The sequence below is a fragment of the Nocardiopsis sp. iso_25 genome, assembly GCF_056173305.1.
In genome coordinates this window covers 810,202-832,160 of sequence record NZ_CM149667.1, presented here as the reverse complement: position 1 = coordinate 832,160, position 21,959 = coordinate 810,202, and the positions used below count along the sequence as shown (strand labels likewise).

Sequence of the window (21,959 nt, the reverse complement as noted above, 5' to 3'; positions counted from 1 at the left end):
TCCAGCGTATGCCGCGGGCGCGGGGCGACCCGCCCCCGCACCGCGTCGGACGGAATAGAAGCAGCTCGGAGAAGGTTCTAACCGGTGCGCCGCCGCCCGCGCCACCAGGCCGGGGACGCGGGCGGCACGGGGCAGCCCCGTGTCGCCGGTTGTCCACACCCCGCCCGCGCCGGACCGCCGGACTCGATAGTCTGAGAGGTGCCGGGCGTCCACTCACGCAGCCGCCTTCTTCCCGTGCAGGCCGCGACCACCACCGCCTGATCCGGACCACTTCCACTTTCTGGTGCTATGAGCCTCATTGGACTTCTCGCCGACGTCTCCAGGGACCCGGCACTGCACAGCGCGATCGAGGCCGCCCGAGGCGGCCGCGATCCCCACCTCGACCTCGTCGCCCCGGCGGCACTGCGCCCCTTCATGGTGGGGGCGCTGGCCGCCGACGCCCCCGTGGGCGCCCAGCGGCCCGTGCTCGCCGTCACCGCCACCGAGCGCGAGGCCTCCGACCTGGCCGACGCCCTGGGCTGCCTGCTGCCCGAGGACTCGGTGGCCCTGTTCCCCGCGTGGGAGACGCTGCCGCACGAGCGGCTCTCCCCGCGTTCGGACACCGTCGGCCAGCGGCTGGCCGTCCTGCGCCGCCTCGCCCACCCAGACCCCTCCGACCCGCTGACCACCCCGCTGCGCGTGGTCGTGGCCCCGGTGCGCAGCGTCCTGCAACCACTGGTGTCCGGGCTGGGCGACCTGGAGCCGGTGCGCATCCGCCCCGGCGACGAGGCCCCCCTGGAGGAGGTCGTCCAAGCCCTGGCCAACACCGGCTACGCCCGGGTGGACCTGGTCGAGAAGCGCGGCGACATGGCGGTGCGCGGCGGCATCCTGGACGTGTTCCCGCCCACCGAGGAGCACCCGCTGCGGCTGGAGTTCTGGGGCGACACCGTCGAGGACGTCCGCTACTTCCAGGTCGCCGACCAGCGCTCCATCGAGTCCTCCGGCGACGAGGGCCCGCGCACCAGCGCCTCCTCCGGGCTGTTCGCGCCGCCGTGCCGCGAACTGCTGCTCACCGACGCCGTGCGCGAGCGCGCGCGGGCTCTGGCCGAGGAGCACCCCTCCCTGGCCGAGATCCTGCACAAGATCGCCGACGGCGTCGCCGTGGAGGGCATGGAGGCCTTCGCGCCCGTGCTCGCCGAGCGCATGGAGCCGTTCCTGGCTCACCTGCCCGAGGGCGCGATGGTGGTGGGCTGCGACCCCGAGCGCATCCGCACCCGCGCGGTGGAGCTGGAGGCCACCAGCGCCGAGTTCCTGGACGCGTCGTGGATCAACGCCGCCTCCGGCGGCGAGGCGCCCATCGATCTGGGCGAGTCCGCCTACATGTCCATCTCCGAGCTGCGCTCCACCGCCGCCGAGCTGGACCTGCCCTGGTGGGGTCTGACCCCGTTCGCCGCGGACGAGAAGGGCGGAGCGGCCGAGGAGGACGACGCCGTCGTCGTCGGCGCGGTGCCCTCCGAGTCCTACCGCGGAGACACCGAGCGCGCGCTGGCCGACATCAAGGGATGGCTGCACGACAACTGGAGCGTCGTGCTGGTCACCCAGGGGCACGGCCCCGCCGAGCGCCTGGTGGCGATGCTGCGCGACGCCGGCCTGGGCGCCTCTTTGGCCGCGGATCTGACCGAGCGGCCCAAACCGGCGGTCGCCACCGTCACCACCGGCCTGGTCGACCACGGGTTCCTGCTGCGGTCGGTGCACACGGTGGTGCTCACCGAGACCGACCTGGCCGGACAGAAGTCCTCCACCCGGGACATGCGGCGCATGCCCAGCAGGAGGCGCGGCACCGTCGACCCGCTCCAGCTCAAGCCCGGTGACTACGTCGTGCACGAGCAGCACGGCGTGGGCCGCTACCTGGAGATGGTCAGCCGCCAGGTGCAGGGCGCCACCCGCGAGTACCTGCTCATCGAGTACGCGCCCTCCAAGCGCGGACAACCGGGCGACCGCCTGTTCGTGCCCACCGAGCAGCTGGGCGAGGTCACCCGGTACGTGGGCGGTGAGGCGCCCACCCTGTCCAAGATGGGCGGCGCCGAGTGGAGCAAGGCCAAGAGCCGCGCCCGCAAGGTGGTCCGCGAGATCGCGGGCGACCTCATCCGGCTGTACTCGGCGCGGCAGGCCTCCCCCGGGCACGCCTTCGGCCCCGACACCCCGTGGCAGCGCGAACTGGAGGACGCCTTCCCCTACGTGGAGACGCCCGACCAGCTCGCCGCCATCGACGAGGTCAAGAAGGACATGTCCAGGTCGGTCCCGATGGACCGGCTGATCTGCGGCGACGTCGGCTACGGCAAGACCGAGGTGGCGGTGCGCGCCGCCTTCAAGGCCGTGCAGGACGGCAAGCAGGTCGCCCTGCTGGTGCCCACCACGCTGCTCGTGCAACAGCACCTGTCCACGTTCACCGAGCGCTACGCCTCCTTCCCCGTCACCGTCAAGCCGATGTCGCGGTTCCAGACCGACGGCGAGGTGGAGGCCACCCGCGAGGGGCTGCGCTCCGGCGAGGTGGACGTGGTCATCGGCACGCACCGGCTGCTGTCCTCGGAGACCCGCTTCAAGGACCTGGGCCTGGTCATCATCGACGAGGAGCAGCGCTTCGGCGTGGAGCACAAGGAGGCGCTCAAGCGGCTGCGCACCCAGGTGGACGTGCTGGCGATGTCGGCCACCCCCATCCCGCGCACCCTGGAGATGGGCCTGACCGGCATCCGCGAGATGACCACGATCCTCACCCCGCCCGAGGAGCGCCACCCGGTGCTCACCTTCGTGGGGCCCTACGAGGACAAGCAGATCACCGCGGCGATCCGCCGCGAGCTGATGCGCGAGGGACAGGTGTTCTTCGTGCACAACCGGGTGGCGTCCATCGACAAGGTGGCGGCGAGCATCCAGCGCCTGGTGCCCGAGGCCCGGGTGGCCTACGCGCACGGCCAGATGAACGAGCAGCAGCTCGAGAAGGTGATGGTCGACTTCTGGGAGAAGAACTTCGACGTGCTGGTCTCCACCACCATCGTCGAGTCCGGCCTGGACGTGCCCAACGCCAACACCCTGATCATCGACCGCGCCGACACCTACGGCCTGTCGCAGCTGCACCAGCTGCGCGGCCGGGTGGGCCGCGGGCGCGAGCGCGCCTACGCCTACTTCCTCTACCCGCCGGAGAGGCCACTGACCGAGACCGCCTACGAGCGGCTGGCCACCGTGGCACAGCACACCGAGACCGGCGCGGGCATGTACGTGGCCATGAAGGACCTGGAGATCCGGGGCGCGGGCAACATCCTGGGCGCGGAGCAGTCCGGGACCATCGCGGGCGTGGGCTTCGACCTGTACGTGCGCATGGTCGGCGAGGCCGTGGCCGAGCTCAAGGGCGACCCGGACGCGGCCGAGGAGGTCGAGACCAAGGTCGAACTGCCCATCAACGCCTACATCCCGCACGACTACGTGCCGGGCGAGCGGCTGCGGTTGCAGTCCTACAAGCGCATCGCCAGCGTCACCAGCGAGGAGGACATCCTCTCCGCCTACGAGGAGCTCACCGACCGCTACGGCACCCCGCCCGAGCAGGTGGACAACCTCATGGCGGTGGCCCGGTTCCGGGTTCTGGCCAAGTCCGCGGGCCTGTCGGACGTGGTGATGCAGGGCAACCAGATCCGCTTCGCCCCGGTGGAGCTGCGCGAGTCGCAGGAGCTGCGGCTGCGGCGCCTGTACCCCAAGACGATCCACAAGGAGACGACCCGGACCCTGCTGGTGCCGGTGCCCAAGTCCGGCGGCCTGGGCGGCAGGCCCCTGCGGGACCTGGAGCTGCTCAAGTGGTGCACCGACCTGGTCAACTCCATCTTCGAACCCGCCAGGCGCAAGCCCGCGCCCAAGGAGAACGCCTAGGACCCGCCGCTGACGGGTTCGCGGCGCCGGGGGCTGTGCCCGCGCGTCCGGGCAGGCGCCGGGCACAGGGCGGGTTCCTGAACACCGCTGTGGGCCGCCGTCTTCCGGGGCGGCCCACAGCCGTGTTCGGGGAAGGAGACCCGGCGGTCACGCGACCGGCGGCCGGAGCCGGACCAGGACTTCGGCGGCTACCGCGGTCAGCCCTCGCCGAGCGCGGACAGCCACCCCTCACCGCTGCGGGGTGTCGACCTCGTCCGGTTCGGCCTCGTAGGTGATCCCGTACATCTCCTCGGACTCCTCGTCCTCGGCGGACCGGCGACGCCACCAGCGCCCGCCCCCGGCCCTCCTGGCCCTGCGCTCCTCGCGCCGCTGACCGCGCAGCTCACGGCGCGCGCGTTTGCGCTCCGCGCGCTCGGCGGCCCGGTCCGCGCGGTCCTCCTCATCCGGTTCCTCGTCCTCGGTGACCTCCGGCGAGGCGTCTTCCTCGGGGGCCGGCCGCACCTCCTCCTCGCGGCGGCGCAGCGGCGTGACCGTGGCCAGGCCCTCGCCGACCGGCACGTCCGGGGGCAGCTCCACCTCCGGACGCGCCCGCGGCCCCTCCTCGGCGGAGCGTGCCGCCTCCTTGGCCGGGCGCGCCGCCTCCTTGGCGGGCCGCACGTCTTCCTCGGTGGGGCGAGCCGTGCCCTTCGCTGCGGACGCCTCCTCCCCCGCGGAGGACGCCGTGTCCTGCTTCGCGGGTCGCCGCCCGCGCCAGGCCGCCCACCGCGAGGTCCTGCGCGCCGGACGCTCCCCGCGCGTGTACCACCAGTTCGCCAGCCACGCCACGACGGCGGCGGCCACGCCCACCTCCAGGGCGGCCACCAGGCCCACCTGCCACGCCGACGGCCCGACCTCGCTCAGCCTCTCGCCGCCGAGCGGCCCACCGGCCGTCGCGGCCAACGCCGCGCACAACAGCCCCGTGGTCACACCGCACACGAACCCCCACAGCGGAGCGGCCTCACTGACCACGTCCGGGGCGCTGCGCTGGGTCAGGGCACCGCCCACCGCCCCCGCCACGAACGGCACCGCCAACGCCAGCAGCGAGGCCACCGGCGCGGCCCCGTTCGACGGCAGCGCGGCCAGCATCGGCAGCATCGGCAGGGCCCCCACCGACACCCCCGTGGGCGCGACGACGGTCCCCGCGCCCACCGCGAACCCCGGGCCCAGCGCGTAGCAGACCGCGAACACCACCGCGTTGGGCAGGTACGCCAACTGGACCACGATCAGCAGCGCGCCCCCCACCAGTCCGGGGCCGAGCACCCGGGTCGTCTCGACGACCTCGGGCAGGCTCATCGCCAGCGCCACCAGGAACAGCAGCAGCCCGCCCAGCAGCAGCGTCCCCGTGGAGGCGAGCATCCCCACCAGCAGGGAGCGCGACCGGGCGGGCATCAACCGCAGCAGGTCCCGGGCGGGCACCTCCTTGTCGCGCATCAGCTGGCGCAGCACCCCCAACCCTCCGGCCAGGAACGCGATCACGAACCCCATCACCAGCGCGCGCGGCATACTCGGCTCGACCGCCTCGGTCCGCGCCAACAGGGCCAGGGTGCCCGCGATCGCCGCGTACGGCCCGGCGATCGCCAACGCCGCCCGGTACACGTACCGCAGACGCGGGATGTCGCAGGAACGCGCCAGCCACCGCCCCGACCGGTACAGCAGCAGCCCCGGCAACAACACCAGACCCAACGGCAGCAGGGCGATCTGGCCGTCGGGCACCGAGAACGACACGTGGTGGCCCACCAGCCAGGCCAGCACCGCACCCTGGAGGATGTCGATGATGTCCTCGCCGAAGGTGTCGTGCGGCGCGGCCACCCACCCGATGATGGTGAGGGTGACGATCACGGCCAGCCCCAGCGCCGCGGCGGTGGCCGCGGCGACCCCGCCGGTCGCGTAGACGGGCCGGGGCGCGACGGCCGCGTCGGGCTCCGCCGCGCCGCTGGACCGCGTGCGCTGGGAGGGGCGGCCGCGGTCGGGGGGAGATCCTGACGTACTCACCCGACTTATGCTGCCAGGGACCGGAATGCTCCGTGGTACCCCGGCCGCGCGTGTCGTGCCCGCGAGGACGGAACCGGATGCGCGGTCCGGCCGTCCTACCCTGGGAACAAGGCTCCCCCAGCCCGAACGGATCGGTCCCGCATGGCAGGCTCCGAACACCCGCGCCCCTACCGCCTCTCCGACGCCGAACGCGACGACGCCCTGGCCAGACTGCGCACCGCCTTCGAGGAGGGGCGCCTGGACATCGACGAGCACCAGGAGCGCGCCTCCCTGGCCGTGCGCGCCGTCACCTCCTCCGACCTGGTCCCCCTCTTCGACGACCTGCCCGCGACGGACACGCGCGCCCCCGGCGCGGGGCGCGGGAGCGCGCCGGTTCCGGAGCCGCGCCGGGGCGACGGGGGGATCGCACCGGCCTGCGCTGACAGCGGGGGCCGCTCCGCGCCCTGGTGGGGCGTGCTGCCCTGGGTGGGCTTCGTCTTCCTGTTCTGGGGGCTGCCCGCCGTCCTGGACGGAAGCCGCGAGGCCCTCGTCGGCTGGGGGGTCTTCCTCGCCGTGATGATCGTCCCCCACGTCGTCGTGGGCGTGGCCAGGCATTCGCGCCGCCCCATCTGACGTCCGGGCGGCGGGCGCGGGGGCGCACACGACAACGGCTCCGCCTCACCGCTGAGCGGCGGGGCGGAGCCGTTGTAGGTACCGGAACGCGTCAGAACAGCGCGCGCACCAGCTGAGCGGTCTCGCTCGGAGTCTTGCCGACCTTGACGCCGACGGCCTCCAGCGCTTCCTTCTTCGCGGCGGCGGTGCCCGAGGAACCCGACACGATCGCGCCCGCGTGGCCCATCGTCTTGCCCTCCGGAGCGGTGAAGCCCGCCACGTAACCCACCACCGGCTTGGTCACGTTGTCGCGGATGAACTCCGCCGCACGCTCCTCGGCGTCCCCGCCGATCTCACCGATCATCACGATCACGTCGGTGTCCGCGTCGGCCTCGAACGCCGCCAGGGCGTCGATGTGCGTGGTCCCGATGATCGGGTCCCCGCCGATGCCCACCGCCGAGGAGAAACCGATGTCACGCAGCTCGTACATCATCTGGTACGTCAGCGTCCCGGACTTGGACACCAGCCCGATCCGGCCCGGCTTGGTGATGTCGGCCGGAATGATGCCCGCGTTCGACTGGCCCGGCGTGATCAGCCCGGGGCAGTTGGGGCCGATGATGCGGGTCTTGTTGCCCTTGGCCTGGGCGTGGGCCCAGAACGCGGCCGTGTCGTGCACCGGGATGCCCTCGGTGATGACCACGGCCAGCCCGATCCCGGCGTCGACGGCCTCGAAGACCGCGTCCCGGGAGAACTTGGGCGGCACGAAGATGACGGTGACGTCGGCGCCGGTGGCGGCCATGCCCTCGGCCACCGAGCCGAAGACGGGCACCTCGGTGCCGTCGAAGTCGACCTTCTGACCGGCCTTGCGGGGGTTGACCCCGCCCACGACGGTGGTGCCCGAGGCGAGCATGCGCCGGGTGTGCTTGGTGCCCTCAGAGCCCGTCATGCCCTGGACGAGTACCTTGCTGTCCTTGTTGAGGAAGATAGCCATGGTGTTTGTTTCCCCTACTTCGCCGCGAGCTCGGCGGCCTGAGCGGCGGCGCCGTCCATCGTGTCGACCTGTCGCACGGCCGGGTGGGCCCGCTTGGTGAGGATCTCGCGGCCCAGCTCGGCGTTGTTGCCGTCCAGGCGCACGACCAGCGGCTTGCTGACGTCGTCGCCGCGGCTCTCCAGCAGCTCCAGGGCCTGGACGATGCCGTTGGCCACCGCGTCGCAGGCGGTGATGCCGCCGAAGACGTTGACGAACACGCTCTTGACCGAGGGGTCGCCCAGGATGATGTCGAGGCCGTTGGCCATGACCTCGGCCGAGGCGCCGCCGCCGATGTCCAGGAAGTTGGCGGGCTTCACGCCGCCGTGGGCCTCGCCGGCGTAGGCGACCACGTCCAGGGTGGACATGACCAGGCCCGCGCCGTTGCCGATGATGCCGACCTCGCCGTCGAGCTTGACGTAGTTGAGGCCCTTGGCCTTGGCGGCGACCTCCAGGGGGTCACCCTCCTCGGCGAAGGTGAGGCTCTCCAGGTCCTGGCGGAACTCGGCGTTCTCGTCCAGGGTCACCTTGCCGTCCAGGGCGACGACCCGGCCGTCCTTGGTCAGGATGAGCGGGTTCACCTCGACGAGGGTGGCGTCCTTGCCGACGAAGGCGTCCCACAGCTTGGTGATGACCTCGGTCGCGCCCTCGGCGGCGGCCTCGGGCAGCTTGCCCGCCTTGACGATCTCCGCCGCGATGCTGGCGGGGGCGCCGGTCAGGGCGTCGACCGGGAACTTGGCGACGGCGTCGGGGTTGGTCTCGGCGACCTCCTCGATGTCCATGCCGCCCTCGGCGGAGCAGATGGACAGGAAGGTGCGGTTCGCGCGGTCCAGCAGGAAGGAGAAGTAGTACTCCTCCGCGATGTCGGAGGCCTCCTCGACGAGGACACGGTGGACCGTGTGGCCCTTGATGTCCATGCCGAGGATCTGCTCGGCCTTGGCCTGGGCGTCCTCGGGGCCGTCGGCGACCTTGACGCCGCCGGCCTTGCCGCGGCCACCGGTCTTGACCTGCGCCTTGACGACGACGCGGGGCTTGCCGGCGGCGGCGAAATCATCAGCGATGGCACGCGCCTCAGCGGCCGTGCTCGCCACCTTCCCCTGGGGTACGGGAACCCCGTACTCTGCGAAGAGTTGCTTCGCCTGGTATTCGAACAGGTCCACGAGGGTCCGTCCTTGTAACTCGCTGGCTCAGGATGTCTACCGGGGTGGCCTCGTCCGGATCGGCTGTGACCCACTGACACGTGTCACACGGGGCGCACGAGGCACAACCCCGCGGGCTGCGCCGCTTACAGAAGATCGAGATCGCCGCGGCGTTGCCACCCGCGACATGCGCAAAGCTTAGTCGCCTGAAATCCGGCCGCCAGACACCGGGGGCGGGGTTGACCGGCCCCGGCCCGACCCAAAAGCCGCTCAGGCGGCGTCGTGGAAGCACCCGCGTGGGAAAATATGTGACCAGGGACACGACATAACACCACGGGGGTGCCTTTCGCCCGGATACGGCCCCCCGGGCGGGTGCGACCAACATCACCCGGCGAAGGCGGGGCCGAACGGAACTCCGGTGGCGCGGGAGGAGTTCAGGCCGCGTGCGCCGGGCGGACGTTCTCCCGCACCCAGTCGGCGATCTCCGAGGTCGGAGCGCCCGGAGTGAAGATCTTGGCGACGCCCAGGCGTTCGAGTTCGGCGATGTCGGCGTCGGGGATGATCCCGCCGCCGAACACCCGGATGTCCTCCGCGCCGTTCTCCCTGAGCAGTTCCAGGACCCGGGAGAACATGGTCATGTGGGCGCCGGAGAGCACGGACAGTCCGATGGCGTCGGCGTCCTCCTGGAGCGCGGCCGCCACGATCATCTCGGGCGTCTGGCGCAGGCCCGTGTAGATGACCTCGACACCGGCGTCACGCAGCACGCGGGCCACGATCTTGACACCGCGGTCGTGTCCGTCCAGCCCCGGTTTGGCTACGACGATCCGTGGTGCGCCCTCGGCCATGGCAAACCCCTCACGAGTGTTCCCCGACCGCCCGGCCCTCCTTGTGGGAGGCCCCCGGGTGCGCGGGGACGAGACGATGAACTCGCATGAAGCGTAACGCAGGTCACTGTCGGGTGGCGGGCGCGGGGACGGGTATCGTCCGAACATGGGAGACGATGTCACCGAATTCGACCAGACCAGCACAGAGGACCTGCGGGACCGCGCCGTCGAACTGGCACGGCAGCGGTGGGACCTGCGCTTCTTCTGGCGGCTCCTCAGGCTGATCCCGGCCGCCGAGGCGGCGGCGGGCAACGAGGAGGCCAGTGAGGCGAGCGTCGCCCAGCTGTCCGGTTTCGTGTACGAGGCGCTGTCCGCCGAGACCGACCCGGACGTCCAGGAGGCGTTGCGCCCGGTGTACGTGCAGTACCTCCTCGACCACGGTGAGACCGCCGAGGACGGGGACGCCGGGGCCACCTGAGCCCCTCGTAGGAGACGGCCCTCCGGACCGGTGAGCCCCGCGGGGCGTCCGGCCCGGAGGCGGCGGGCCCCTCCGCGCCGGAGCCGGTGAGCACGCGCGTCGATGTCCGAAAACCGCCAGCTTCGGTGTGCCGCGTCGGCGAACATGGATGGCGTGATGGACGACGACCAGCGCTACCGCGCCGTACACAGCAGGGACGCCCGTTTCGACGGCGTCTTCTACACAGCCGTGCGCACCACGGGTATCTACTGCCGTCCGAGCTGCCCGGCCGTCACCCCCAAACGAGCCAACGTCCGCTTCTTCCCGACCGCCGCGGCCGCCCAGGAGTCGGGGTTCCGCGCCTGCAAGCGGTGCCGCCCCGACCTGACCCCCGGCTCACCGGAGTGGAACCTGAGGGCCGACGTGGTCGGCCGCGCGATGCGCCTCATCCAGGACGGCGCCGTGGACCGGGGCGGTGTCAGCGCCCTGGCCTCGGCGGTCGGCTACAGCGAACGCCAGCTCAACCGGCTGCTGTCGGCCGAGGTGGGCGCGGGGCCGCTGGCTTTGGCCCGGACCGAGCGCGCGCAGACGGCGCGGGTGCTGGCGGAGACCACGGACATGCCGATGGCGGACGTCGCCTTCGCCGCGGGGTTCGCGAGCGTGCGCCAGTTCAACGAGACGATGCGCGCGGTGTTCGACCGCTCCCCCACCGAGATGCGGACCATGGGCGGTCGGCGTGTGTCGGCCGCCGCGGGGTCGCGTGCGGGGGACGGCGGCCCTCCGGCCACCGAGCCGGGGACGGTCACGCTGCGGCTGCCCTACCGGGAGCCGATCGACCTTCCCCGGATGCTGGGGTTCCTCGGAGACCGCGCGGTACCGGGCGTGGAGGAGTACCGGGACGGGGTCTACCGCAGGACGCTGATGCTGGCACACGGTCCCGCCGTGGTGGAGCTGTCCGAGGGGTCCGGGACCGGCGGTGGGCACGTGCTATGCCGTCTGCGGCTGTCGGAGGCGCGCGACCTGACCAGCGCCGTGCGCAGGTGCCGCAGGCTGCTCGACCTGGACGCCGATCCGGGTGCGGTGGCCGAGGCCCTGGGCGGAGACCCCCTCCTGGGACCGATCGTGGCCGCCCACCCGGGACTGCGGTCGCCGGGGCACGTGGACCCGGCCGAGCTGGCGGTCCGGGCGGTCCTCGGCCAGCAGGTGTCGGTGCGTGCGGCCCGCACGCTGGCGGGACGGCTGGTGGAGCGGTTCGGCGAACCGCTCGCCCCGGGGCTGGAGGCGCCGGGCGGAGGACTCACCCACGTGTTCCCCTCCCCTGACGCGCTCGCCACCGCCGACCCGGCCGGTTTCTCCATCCCGGTCGCGCGGGGACGCGCCCTGGCGGGGCTGTGCGAGGCGATCGCCTCGGGGTGGATCGATCTGGGGCCCGGATGCGACCGGGACGAGGTCGAACGGCGTCTGGTGGAGCTGCGCGGGATCGGTCCGTGGACCGCCGGTTACGTGCGCATGCGGGGTCTGGGCGATCCGGACGTGTTCCTGCACGGCGACTTGGGCGTGCGGATGGCGCTGGAGGCGGAGGGCAGGCGGGTGACCCCCGCGGCCGCCGCGCGCGAGGCCCGGGAGTGGAGCCCGTGGCGGTCCTACGCCAACCACGCGCTGTGGGCGTCGTTGGCCGACCGGGAGCGGGAGAGCACGGCCGTTCGGGCAGCGGTGGTCGCACGGGAGGGCGTGCGGGGTGGTTCGAGGCAACGTCGGGAACGGAAGGAATCGGCATGAACACGCGGCAGGCACAGGCGGTCGGGGGACCGGGGCAGGAGGAACAGGGCATGCTGGCGTTCGATGTGGAGCCGAAGGCGCCTCCGAGGGTGGCGACGGTGGAGTTCCGCGCTCCCGTGCCCGGACCGACGCGGTACACGACGATGCCGTCGCCGGTGGGCGACCTGACCCTGTTCGGTGACGGCGCGGCCCTGGCCGGCGTGCTCACCCCGGCCAAGGACGGGCGGACGCGGGTGGTCCCGCAGGACTGGGTGGCCGATCACGAGCCGTTCGCCGACGCCGAGAAGCAGTTGAAGGCGTACTTCGCGGGCGAACTGCGTGAGTTCTCCCTGCCGCTGGCCCCCGCGGGGACCGACTGGCAGTTGAAGGTGTGGGCGGCGTTGACGACCATCCCGTTCGGCGAGACCGCGAGCTACGGCCAGCTGGCGGAGGAGCTGGGGCGGCCGACCGCCTCCCGGGCGGTGGGCATGGCCAACGGTCGCAACCCGATCAGCATCATCGTGCCGTGCCACCGGGTGATCGGTGCGAACGGTTCGCTCACCGGGTACGCGGGCGGCCTGGAGCGCAAGGAGTTCCTCCTGGGCCTGGAGGGCAGGGTCGCGGGTATCCGTTGACCTGGCGAGGAGGCCATGGCCCCGTTCCCGAGTGGGAGCGGGGCCTTTGTCCACAGCACGCAACAGGCCCTGGCACCGACACGCCCGCATCCGGTTGACTGGAAACAAGGGGGCCCACCCAGGCACCCACACCCCCGCACACCCACCCCAACGTTCACAAACGCACAAACCCCCACACAAAAAAAGGGGCGGACCCGCCCTAACAGGCAACCCCACCCCCACACAAAAAAAGAGAGGCAGGGCCACCCCTAACAGGCAACCCCACCCCTCCTTCAAGAAAAACCGTGGCAGCGACCTACTCTCCCACCCCACCACAGGGCAGTACCATCAGCGCAAAGAGACTTAACGACCGGGTTCGGAAAGAGACCGGGTGTGACCCTCCAGCAATAACCACCACGGAAACCACACACCACCCACCCAACTCCACCCACCCCACAGGGCAGGGAATCACAGTGAGCAGTAAACTCCGTGAAAAGTGTGCGCGAACATCCAATTATCTGCAGCGGACAAGCCCTCGGCCTATTAGTACCGGTCAGCTCCACCCCTCACAAGGCTTCCACACCCGGCCTATCAACCCCATCGTCTATAGGGAGCCTTACCCCCTCAAGGAGGCAGGAGACCTCATCTCGAAGCAAGCTTCCCGCTTAGATGCTTTCAGCGGTTATCCCTCCCGAACGTAGCCAACCAGCCATGCCCTTGGCAGGACAACTGGCACACCAGAGGTTCGTCCGTCCCGGTCCTCTCGTACTAGGGACAGCCCTTCTCAAGTCTCCAACGCGCACAGCGGATAGGGACCGAACTGTCTCACGACGTTCTAAACCCAGCTCGCGTGCCGCTTTAATGGGCGAACAGCCCAACCCTTGGGACCAACTCCAGCCCCAGGATGCGACGAGCCGACATCGAGGTGCCAAACCATCCCGTCGATATGGACTCTTGGGGAAGATCAGCCTGTTATCCCCGGGGTACCTTTTAGCCGTTGAGCGACACCGCTTCCACACGCCGGTGCCGGATCACTAGTCCCAGCTTTCGCTCCTGCTCGACACGTCCGTCTCACAGTCAAGCTCCCTTGTGCACTTACACTCAACACCTGATTACCAACCAGGCTGAGGGAACCTTTGGGCGCCTCCGTTACTCTTTGGGAGGCAACCGCCCCAGTTAAACTACCCACCAGACACTGTCCCCGAACCGGATCACGGTCCAAAGTTAGATGCCCGAAACAGTCAGAGTGGTATTTCACCAACGCCTCCACCGCCACTAGCGTGACAGCTTCACCGGCTCCCACCTATCCTACACAAACCATCCCAAACACCAATGTCAAGCTATAGTGAAGGTCCCGGGGTCTTTCCGTCCTGCTGCGCGAAACGAGCATCTTTACTCGTAGTGCAATTTCACCGGGCCCATGGTTGAGACAGTGGGGAAGTCGTTACGCCATTCGTGCAGGTCGGAACTTACCCGACAAGGAATTTCGCTACCTTAGGATGGTTATAGTTACCACCGCCGTTTACTGGCGCTTAGATTCCCAGCTTCGCAGGGGCGAACCCCCACTAACCAGTCCTCTTAACGTTCCAGCACCGGGCAGGCGTCAGTCCGTATACAGCGTCTTACGACTTCGCACGGACCTGTGTTTTTAATAAACAGTCGCTTCCCCCCGCTATCTGCGACCCCACCCAGCTCAGGATGCAAGATCCGTCACCAGACAGGGCTCCCCTTCTCCCAAAGTTACGGGGACAATTTGCCGAGTTCCTTAACCATGGTTCACCCGAACGCCTCGGTATTCTCTACCTGACCACCTGCGTCGGTTTAGGGTACTGGCCACACACGAACTCGCTAGAGGCTTTTCTCGACAGCATGGGATCACTCACTTCACCAAAAACGGCTCGGCATCACGTCTCAGCTCACATGAGAGGCGGATTTGCCAACCTCTCAGCCTACACGCTTACCCCCGGACAACCACCGCCGGGTAGAGCTACCCTCCTGCGTCACCCCATCACTTACCTACTACAAGCTCGGTTCCCAGACCAGTAAGTCAAAGCTCCCCGAAGGGACCCAAGACCACCAGCGTGGTTAGCATCACCTGATTCAGTACTGGACGCTCGTGCACGGGTACGGGAATATCAACCCGTTATCCATCGACTACGCCTGTCGGCCTCGCCTTAGGTCCAGACTCACCCTGGGCGGATTAACCTGCCCCAGGAACCCTTAGTCAATCGGCGGCAACGTTTCTCACGTTGCTTTCGCTACTCATGCCTGCATTCTCACTCGCACGCCCTCCACCACACGATCACTCGGCAGCTTCACCGGACGCACGACGCTCCCCTACCAACCCAAGAAACTAGTCTTGAGCTTCACAGCTTCGGCGGTGTGCTTTAGCCCCGCTACATTATCGGCGCAGAACCACTTGACCAGTGAGCTATTACGCACTCTTTAAAGGATGGCTGCTTCTAAGCCAACCTCCTGGTTGTCTCAGCAACTCCACAACCTTTCCCACTTAGCACACGCTTAGGGGCCTTAGCTGATGATCTGGGCTGTTTCCCTCTCGACTACGAAGCTTATCCCCCGCAGTCTCACTGCCACGCTTCACTTAACCGGCATTCGGAGTTTGTCTGACGTCAGTAACCTTGTCGGGCCCATCAGCCAAACAGTAGCTCTACCTCCAGCAAGAAACACGCGACGCTGCACCTAAATGCATTTCGGGGAGAACCAGCTATCACGGAGTTTGATTGGCCTTTCACCCCTACCCACACCTCATCCCCCAGGTTTTCAACCCTGGTGGGTTCGGGCCTCCACGAGGTCTTACCCCCGCTTCACCCTGGACATGGGTAGATCACTCCGCTTCGGGTCCACAGCATGCGACTCAAATCGCCCTATTCAGACTCGGTTTCCCTACGGCTACCCCACCCGGGTTAACCTCGCCACACACCATGACTCGCAGGCTCATTCTTCAAAAGGCACGCCATCACCAAACACGAAGTTCAGCTCTGACGGCTTGACAGCACACGGTTTCAGGTACTATTTCACGACCCCTCACCGGGGCACTTTTCACCTTTCCCTCACGGTACTAGTGCACTATCGGTCACCAGGACGTATTTTGGCTTAGCAGGTGGTCCTGCCAGATTCACACGGACTTTCACGGGCTCCGCGCTACTCGGGAATACATCCAACACCTAGGTTCTTCCTACACCTACGGGACTCTCACCCACTCCGGTACCGCTTCCCAACGGCTTCAGCTACAAGAACCACTCAGCGCTCCAGGTCGGCAGACCCAGACAGACGCATCCCACAACCCCGCAAACGCAACGACTGCCGTCTATCACACGCCTACGGTTTAGCCTCTTCCCCGTTCGCTCACCACTACTAGGAGAATCACTGTTGTTTACTCTTCCTACGGGTACTGAGATGTTTCACTTCCCCGCGTCACCACCAACCACCCTATACATTCAGATGGCGGCAACCCGACACAACTCGGGCTAGGTTTCCCCATTCGGACACCCACGGATCACAGCTCGGTTGACAGCTCCCCGTGGCCTATCGCGGCCTCCCACGTCCTTCATCGGCGCCTGGTGCCAAGGCATCCACCGTGTGCCACTATCACTTGGCCACTACAGATAATAAGATGCTCGCGCACACTATTCACAAATCAAAACACCAACCGCATACCCCAACACCACTCACATCCCCAGCCACAACGGCAAGGAACCGAGAGTTCTCAGAGGCGGTCCGCGGGAACCAACACCCGACCAGGCCCAAAGGCCACCAGCCGGAGGTTGTTTCCTCAGACACCCAACAGCGCGCCCCCGGACGCTTCTAGTCGCCCGAGGTCAAGTTCGATTCATCTTCAGCCACTCCCGAACAGCCCACACCCGAAGATGTGTCATGCTGCCGGGTCCACTTTCGAGTCCGGCCGGCTGTAGAAGTAATGCCGACCTGTAAAGACTCCTTAGAAAGGAGGTGATCCAGCCGCACCTTCCGGTACGGCTACCTTGTTACGACTTCGTCCCAATCGCCAGCCCCACCTTCACTCACTCCCTCCCACAAGGGGTTAGGCCGCAAGTTTCGGGTGTTGCCGACTTTCATGACGTGACGGGCGGTGTGTACAAGGCCCGGGAACGTATTCACCGCGGCGTTGCTGATCCGCGATTACTAGCGACTCCACCTTCATGGGGTCGAGTTGCAGACCCCAATCCGAACTGAGACCGGCTTTTAGGGATTCGCTCCACCTTACGGTATCGCACGCCCATTGTACCGGCCATTGTAGCATGTTTGCAGCCCAAGACATAAGGGGCATGATGACTTGACGTCATCCCCACCTTCCTCCGAGTTGACCCCGGCAGTCTCCCATGAGTCCCCACCATTACGTGCTGGCAACATGGAACAAGGGTTGCGCTCGTTGCGGGACTTAACCCAACATCTCACGACACGAGCTGACGACAGCCATGCACCACCTGTCACCCGCCAACTAAATGACCTCACATCTCTGCGAGTCCACGGGTGATGTCAAACCTTGGTAAGGTTCTTCGCGTTGCGTCGAATTAAGCAACATGCTCCGCCGCTTGTGCGGGCCCCCGTCAATTCCTTTGAGTTTTAGCCTTGCGGCCGTACTCCCCAGGCGGGGCGCTTAATGCGTTAGCTACGGCGCGGAAACCGTGGAAAGTCCCCACACCTAGCGCCCAACGTTTACGGCATGGACTACCAGGGTATCTAATCCTGTTCGCTCCCCATGCTTTCGCTCCTCAGCGTCAGGTAAGGCCCAGAGACCCGCCTTCGCCACCGGTGTTCCTCCTGATATCTGCGCATTTCACCGCTACACCAGGAATTCCAGTCTCCCCTACCTACCTCTAGCATGCCCGTATCCACTGCAGAACCGGAGTTAAGCCCCGGTCTTTCACAGCAGACGCGACACGCCGCCTACGAGCTCTTTACGCCCAATAATTCCGGACAACGCTCGGACCCTACGTATTACCGCGGCTGCTGGCACGTAGTTAGCCGGTCCTTATTCCCCACCTACCGTCAACCCGAAGAGAACTTCGAGCCTGCGTTGGTGGTAAAAGAGGTTTACAACCCGAAGGCCGTCATCCCCCACGCGGCGTCGCTGCGTCAGGCTTTCGCCCATTGCGCAATATTCCCCACTGCTGCCTCCCGCAGGAGTCTGGGCCGTGTCTCAGTCCCAGTGTGGCCGGTCGCCCTCTCAGGCCGGCTACCCGTAATCGCCTTGGTAGGCCGTTACCCCACCAACAAGCTGATAGGCCGCGAGCCCATCCCTGACCGAAAAACTTTCCACCCTCCACCATGAGGTGGCGGGTCGTATCCGGTATTAGACGGCGTTTCCACCGCTTATCCCGGAGTCAGGGGCAGGTTGCTCACGTGTTACTCACCCGTTCGCCGCTCGTGTACCCCGAAGGGCCTTACCGCTCGACTTGCATGTGTTAAGCACGCCGCCAGCGTTCGTCCTGAGCCAGGATCAAACTCTCCATAAAGGTCACTCAACCCGACCCGGCCGTGAGGCCTGGGCGGGTAAACCTAGAAGTAATCCTGACCAACCGGGTTACCCCGGCTAATCAAAGGAACCTCCGCACACGAACCGGAATGGTTCTGTGTGACGGGGCCAAAACAAACATGGCTTAAAGAAAATCAAACACGCGCTGTTGAGTTCTCAAGAAACAACCGCTCTTCGTGTACAAGCTGCTGTGAGCTTTTCCGCCGAAGGCGTTGTGCGTTTCCGCTTTGTTGTGTCTTTACTTTATCAGGTGTTCCGCGCCCCGCCAAATCGGCGGTTTGTGGTGTTTCTGATCGGGGTAAAGCCCGTTTCCTGTTTCGCTTCCGTGTTTCCTTGGAAGCGCCCTCCGAGCTTACCCGCACCGAAGCAGTGCTCGGAACGGTGAACCGGAGGAAGGGGTTGACCGGCCCGTCCGCGGGAACCGCGTCCGTCTCGCTCGGTCTTCCCCAACTCTACCCCCGGCTCGGAGTGCTCGGGACACGTTCGCCGGAACCCGGCCTCAGAGCTTCTCGATCGGCGCGTACTTGACCAGGAAGTCCTTCTCACCGATGTCCGCGCCGAAGTCGATGCGGGCCTTGGTCCTGTCCCCGGCCCCCTCCACGAGCTGCACCCGGCCCATGCCGAAGGAGTCGTGGTTGACCAGGTCCCCCACGCTCAGCGTGGGCGCCTCCTTGGCCGCCTTCGCTCCCCCTCGCGACCGGGAACCGCCGCCGAAGGTGCCGCCGAAACCGCCCCCTCCTCCGCTGCCGAAGCCCCCGGAGCCCCGGCCGCCGATGCTGCGGCTGGGCGGAGCGGCCAGGGTGGACTCGGCGCGGCGCCAGTCGACCAGGGGCGAGGGGATCTCGTCCAGGAAGCGGGAGGCGGGGTTGTAGGAGGGCGTCCCCCAGGCGCTGCGCACGGCGGCGCGGCTGACGTACAGCAGGCGCTGCGCACGGGTCAGGCCCACGTAGGCCAGGCGGCGCTCCTCCTCCAGCTGCGTCTTGTCTCCGAGCGTGCGGGTGTGCGGGAACACCCCGTCCTCCATCCCGGTGAGGAAGACCGCGGGGAACTCCAGCCCCTTGGCCGCGTGCAGCGTCATCAGCGTGACCACGCCGCCCTCGTCGTCCTCGTCGGGGATCTGGTCGGTGTCCGCGACCAGGGAGATCCGCTCCAGGAAGTCGACCAGGGTCGGCGTTCCCGGGTCGACGGCCCCGGCGGCCTCCTCCCCGTCCTCCGTGGGCTCCTCCTCCAGGAGGGCGGCGAAGGTGTGCTCGAACTCGCGGGCGACGTCGACGAACTCCTCCAGGTTCTCCACCCGGCTCTCGTCCTGGAGGTCCTTGGACTCGGCCAGCTCGGACAGGTACCCCGTCTTGCTCAGCACCGCCTCGACGATCTCCGCGGGCGTGCCCTCGGGCACGGTCTTCTCCAGCTCCTCCAGCAGGGCGTTGAAGTTGAGCACCGCCTTGACCGAGCGGGCGGCCATGCCGGGGATCTCGTCCACCCGGCGCAGGGCCCGGGAGAAGGAGATGCGCTCGCGGGCGGCGAACAGCTCGATCGACTCCTCCGCGCGGGCGCCGATCCCGCGCTTGGGCACGTTGAGGATGCGCCGCAGGCTGACGGTGTCCTCGGGGTTGGCCAGGACCCGCAGGTAGGCGAGGACGTCGCGGATCTCCTTGCGCTCGTAGAAGCGCACGCCGCCGACGATCTTGTAGGGCAGCCCGGTGCGGATGAACACGTCCTCGAACACGCGGGACTGGGCGTTGGTCCGGTAGAACACCGCGACCTGGCTCGGGGTGAGCGTTCCGTCGTCGGTGAGCTTGTCGATCTCGCCGACCACGAAGGCGGCCTCGTCGTGCTCGTTGTCGGCGACGTAGCCGACGATGGCCGGCCCGTCGCCCTGCTCAGACCACAGGTTCTTGGCCGGGCGGCCCTCGTTGCGGTCGATGACCGCGTTGGCCGCGGACAGGATGGTCTGGGTGGAGCGGTAGTTCTGCTCCAGGAGGATGGTGCGCGCGTCGGGGAAGTCGCGCTCGAACTCCAGGATGTTGCGGATGGTGGCGCCGCGGAACGCGTAGATGGACTGGTCGGCGTCGCCGACCACGCACAGCTCCGCGGGCGGCACCACGCTGGTGTCGGAGCCCTCGGCCACGCCGACCAGTTCGCGGATGAACACGTACTGGGCGTGGTTGGTGTCCTGGTACTCGTCGACCATGACGTGCCGGAAGCGGCGCCGGTAGTACTCGGCGACGTCCGGGAACATCTGGAACAGGTTGACGGTGACCATGATCAGGTCGTCGAAGTCCATCGCGCCCGCCTCGTGCAGGCGGCGCTGGTAGAGCTGGTAGGCCTCGGCGAGCTTCTTCTCCTGCTCGGTCTGGGCCTGTCCGGCGAACGTGTCGTAGTCGACCAGTTCGTTCTTGAGGTTGGACACCTGGGCGGAGAAGGACTTGGGCGGGAACCGCTTGGGGTCCAGGTCCATCTCCTTGCACACCAGCTGCATCAGGCGCGCGGAGTCGGCGGAGTCGTAGATGGTGAAGCTGCTCGGGTAACCCAGCCGGGCGGCCTCCCTGCGCAGGATGCGCACGCACGCGGAGTGGAAGGTCATGGTCCACATGCTGTTGGCGGCGCGCACGCCCAGCAGCGCCTGGATGCGCTCGCGCATCTCGGCGGCGGCCTTGTTGGTGAAGGTGATGGCGAGGATCTCACCCGGGCGGACGCCGCGCGCGGCCATGAGGTGGGCGATGCGGTGGGTGAGGACCCGGGTCTTGCCTGACCCGGCACCCGCCACGATCAGGAGCGGGGAGCCGCTGTGGGTGACGGCGTCGCGCTGGGGACCGTTCAGACCTTCGAGAAGCTGTTCTTGGGAGGACACGGCATCCAGGTTACGGCCGCCCGGTGACGCTGCCGCCCCCGTCCACGGGGACGGCTCCCCACAAGCCCGTTTTGTCGGGCAAAAGCTCCCTGACCGGCGTCTTACCCTGTTTCGGTAGGGGCCTCCGGTCGGGGGCCCTCGTGTTCTGAGAGGGAGTTTCCTTGAGCATGCGTGTGTTCGTCGACTGCGACCCGGGGATCGACGACGCCGTCGCGCTCGCCTACCTGGCCGCTCGGCCCGAGGTGGAGATCGTCGGTGTCGGGGCGGTCTTCGGCAACAACAGCGTGGACGTCACGGCCGACAACGCGCTGCGGCTGCTGGAGCTGTACGGCCGCCCGGACGTCCCGGTGGCGGTGGGCGCCGCGCGTCCGCTGGTGCAGCCGCCGAAGCTGGCCGCGCACGTGCACGGAGGCAACGGCCTGGGGGACGTGGAGCTGCCCGAGCCCGCGGGTCGGCCGGTGTCGGAGACGGCGGCCGGGCTGTTGGTGCGCCTGGCCCGTGAGAACCCGGGCGAGATCGACGTGCTGGCCGTGGGGCCGCTGACGAACCTCGCGATCGCGCTGGCCCTGGAGCCGGAGCTGCCGAGGCTGGTGCGGCGCCTGGTGGTGATGGGCGGCGCGGTGCGCGTGGCAGGCAACGTGTCCTCGCACGCCGAGGCCAACATCAGCAACGACCCGGAGGCGGCCGAGGCGGTGTTCGCGGCGGGGTTCGACCTGGACCTGGTGGCGCTGGACATCACGATGAAGACGGTGGCCACCACCGAGTGGCTGGCGGAGCTGGCCGCGGTCGCGGGCGAGCGCGCCGTGCGCACGTCGGCGTTCCTGGACTTCTACGCCGACTTCTACTCGGGGATCTTCGGCGTCCGCCAGTGCGCGATGCACGACCCGCTGGCCGCGGCGGTGCTGGTGGACCCGCACCTGGTGACGGAGTCCTTCGAGGCCCCGGTGCAGGTGGAGCTGACCGGGACGCTGACGCGGGGGATGACCGTGGCGGACCTGCGCCCGCGCCCGCGGGACGGCGAGCGCCGCCCCGCGCGGGTGGTCACGGGCGTGGCCGAGGACGAGTTCCTGGGGCGGATGCTCGACTCGCTGCGCTGAGCGGCCCCGCCGGGGTTGTCCACAGGTCGCGGGAGGGGGTGGCGGCGCGCCCCCGAACGGTGGTCCCATGGATTGTGGGGGTCCCCGGGGGCTCCTGCTTCGCCGTGCCCCGCGGTCCGGGCCCGTCGGTCCTCCGCCCGCTGACCCGGGCTCCGTGGCCC

The 21,959-nt window shown here is 68.2% G+C and carries 11 protein-coding genes and 3 rRNA genes; 6 read left to right on the top strand and 8 right to left on the bottom strand.

The features are described from left to right. Window positions 1-288 precede the first annotated feature (288 nt). Window positions 289-3,894: a transcription-repair coupling factor gene (gene mfd / locus AC0VX6_RS03845; protein ID WP_274976222.1), complete on the top strand. Its 3,606-nt coding sequence runs from the start codon at window positions 289-291 to the stop codon at window positions 3,892-3,894. A 228-nt stretch (window positions 3,895-4,122) separates the two neighbouring features. Here mfd and AC0VX6_RS03840 read toward each other — a convergent pair whose 3' ends face one another. After that, on the bottom strand, window positions 4,123-5,925 hold the full coding sequence (locus AC0VX6_RS03840; RefSeq protein WP_475467392.1) for a cell division protein PerM: 1,803 nt from the start codon (window positions 5,923-5,925) through the stop codon (window positions 4,123-4,125). A 141-nt stretch (window positions 5,926-6,066) separates the two neighbouring features. Between AC0VX6_RS03840 and AC0VX6_RS03835 the strand changes: the two genes are divergently transcribed. Next, the gene (locus AC0VX6_RS03835) at window positions 6,067-6,537 is read left to right on the top strand and encodes a DUF1707 SHOCT-like domain-containing protein (protein WP_475467391.1); all 471 of its coding nucleotides are present in this window, start codon (window positions 6,067-6,069) and stop codon (window positions 6,535-6,537) included. A gap of 91 nt (window positions 6,538-6,628) precedes the next feature. Here the strand turns inward: AC0VX6_RS03835 and sucD are convergent, their stop codons facing one another. The 3 genes from sucD to AC0VX6_RS03820 all read right to left on the bottom strand — a co-directional run bounded on the left by sucD (window position 6,629) and on the right by AC0VX6_RS03820 (window position 9,527). Continuing rightward, window positions 6,629-7,507, bottom strand: coding sequence for a succinate--CoA ligase subunit alpha (gene sucD, locus AC0VX6_RS03830; RefSeq protein WP_274976219.1), 879 nt, complete (start codon window positions 7,505-7,507; stop codon window positions 6,629-6,631). Between the two features lie 14 nt (window positions 7,508-7,521). After that, the gene (sucC, locus tag AC0VX6_RS03825) at window positions 7,522-8,703 is read right to left on the bottom strand and encodes an ADP-forming succinate--CoA ligase subunit beta (protein WP_475467390.1); all 1,182 of its coding nucleotides are present in this window, start codon (window positions 8,701-8,703) and stop codon (window positions 7,522-7,524) included. Between the two features lie 413 nt (window positions 8,704-9,116). Next, window positions 9,117-9,527, bottom strand: coding sequence for a cobalamin B12-binding domain-containing protein (locus AC0VX6_RS03820; RefSeq protein WP_013151118.1), 411 nt, complete (start codon window positions 9,525-9,527; stop codon window positions 9,117-9,119). 145 nt (window positions 9,528-9,672) lie between these two features. Here AC0VX6_RS03820 and AC0VX6_RS03815 point away from each other — a divergent pair, with 145 nt between their 5' ends. The 3 genes from AC0VX6_RS03815 to AC0VX6_RS03805 all read left to right on the top strand — a co-directional run bounded on the left by AC0VX6_RS03815 (window position 9,673) and on the right by AC0VX6_RS03805 (window position 12,356). Next, window positions 9,673-9,984 (top strand): hypothetical protein, encoded by a 312-nt coding sequence (locus tag AC0VX6_RS03815; protein WP_248773532.1) that lies wholly within the window; start codon window positions 9,673-9,675, stop codon window positions 9,982-9,984. 156 nt (window positions 9,985-10,140) lie between these two features. Beyond that, window positions 10,141-11,742, top strand: a complete 1,602-nt coding sequence (locus AC0VX6_RS03810) for an AlkA N-terminal domain-containing protein (RefSeq protein ID WP_475467389.1) — start codon at window positions 10,141-10,143, stop codon at window positions 11,740-11,742. 50 nt (window positions 11,743-11,792) lie between these two features. Next, entirely contained in the window at window positions 11,793-12,356 is a 564-nt protein-coding gene (locus tag AC0VX6_RS03805) for a methylated-DNA--[protein]-cysteine S-methyltransferase (protein WP_475469252.1), read from the top strand. 282 nt (window positions 12,357-12,638) lie between these two features. Here the strand turns inward: AC0VX6_RS03805 and rrf are convergent. The 4 genes from rrf to pcrA form a co-directional block, all read right to left on the bottom strand. Next, window positions 12,639-12,754, bottom strand: a 5S ribosomal RNA gene (rrf, locus tag AC0VX6_RS03800). Between the two features lie 103 nt (window positions 12,755-12,857). Next, a 23S ribosomal RNA gene (locus tag AC0VX6_RS03795) occupies window positions 12,858-15,955 on the bottom strand. Between the two features lie 342 nt (window positions 15,956-16,297). Next, a 16S ribosomal RNA gene (locus tag AC0VX6_RS03790) occupies window positions 16,298-17,830 on the bottom strand. The 16S, 23S and 5S rRNA genes sit together here, the layout of an rRNA operon. A gap of 519 nt (window positions 17,831-18,349) precedes the next feature. Beyond that, window positions 18,350-20,701, bottom strand: coding sequence for a DNA helicase PcrA (pcrA, locus tag AC0VX6_RS03785; RefSeq protein WP_475467388.1), 2,352 nt, complete (start codon window positions 20,699-20,701; stop codon window positions 18,350-18,352). A gap of 167 nt (window positions 20,702-20,868) precedes the next feature. Between pcrA and AC0VX6_RS03780 the strand changes: the two genes are divergently transcribed. Then, complete coding sequence (locus AC0VX6_RS03780) at window positions 20,869-21,798, top strand: nucleoside hydrolase (protein WP_248774795.1); 930 nt, start codon at window positions 20,869-20,871, stop codon at window positions 21,796-21,798. The last annotated feature ends 161 nt before the right edge of the window (window positions 21,799-21,959 follow it).

Bases quoted from the DNA above. Each gene is read 5' to 3' on its own strand.
- AC0VX6_RS03810 (WP_475467389.1), top strand. From the start codon at position 10,141: ATGGACGACGACCAGCGCTACCGCGCCGTACACAGCAGGGACGCCCGT.
- AC0VX6_RS03820 (WP_013151118.1), bottom strand. From the start codon at position 9,527: ATGGCCGAGGGCGCACCACGGATCGTCGTAGCCAAACCGGGGCTGGAC.
- AC0VX6_RS03815 (WP_248773532.1), top strand. From the start codon at position 9,673: ATGGGAGACGATGTCACCGAATTCGACCAGACCAGCACAGAGGACCTG.
- AC0VX6_RS03805 (WP_475469252.1), top strand. From the start codon at position 11,793: ATGCTGGCGTTCGATGTGGAGCCGAAGGCGCCTCCGAGGGTGGCGACG.
- AC0VX6_RS03835 (WP_475467391.1), top strand. From the start codon at position 6,067: ATGGCAGGCTCCGAACACCCGCGCCCCTACCGCCTCTCCGACGCCGAA.
- mfd (WP_274976222.1), top strand. From the start codon at position 289: ATGAGCCTCATTGGACTTCTCGCCGACGTCTCCAGGGACCCGGCACTG.
- AC0VX6_RS03780 (WP_248774795.1), top strand. From the start codon at position 20,869: ATGCGTGTGTTCGTCGACTGCGACCCGGGGATCGACGACGCCGTCGCG.
- sucD (WP_274976219.1), bottom strand. From the start codon at position 7,507: ATGGCTATCTTCCTCAACAAGGACAGCAAGGTACTCGTCCAGGGCATG.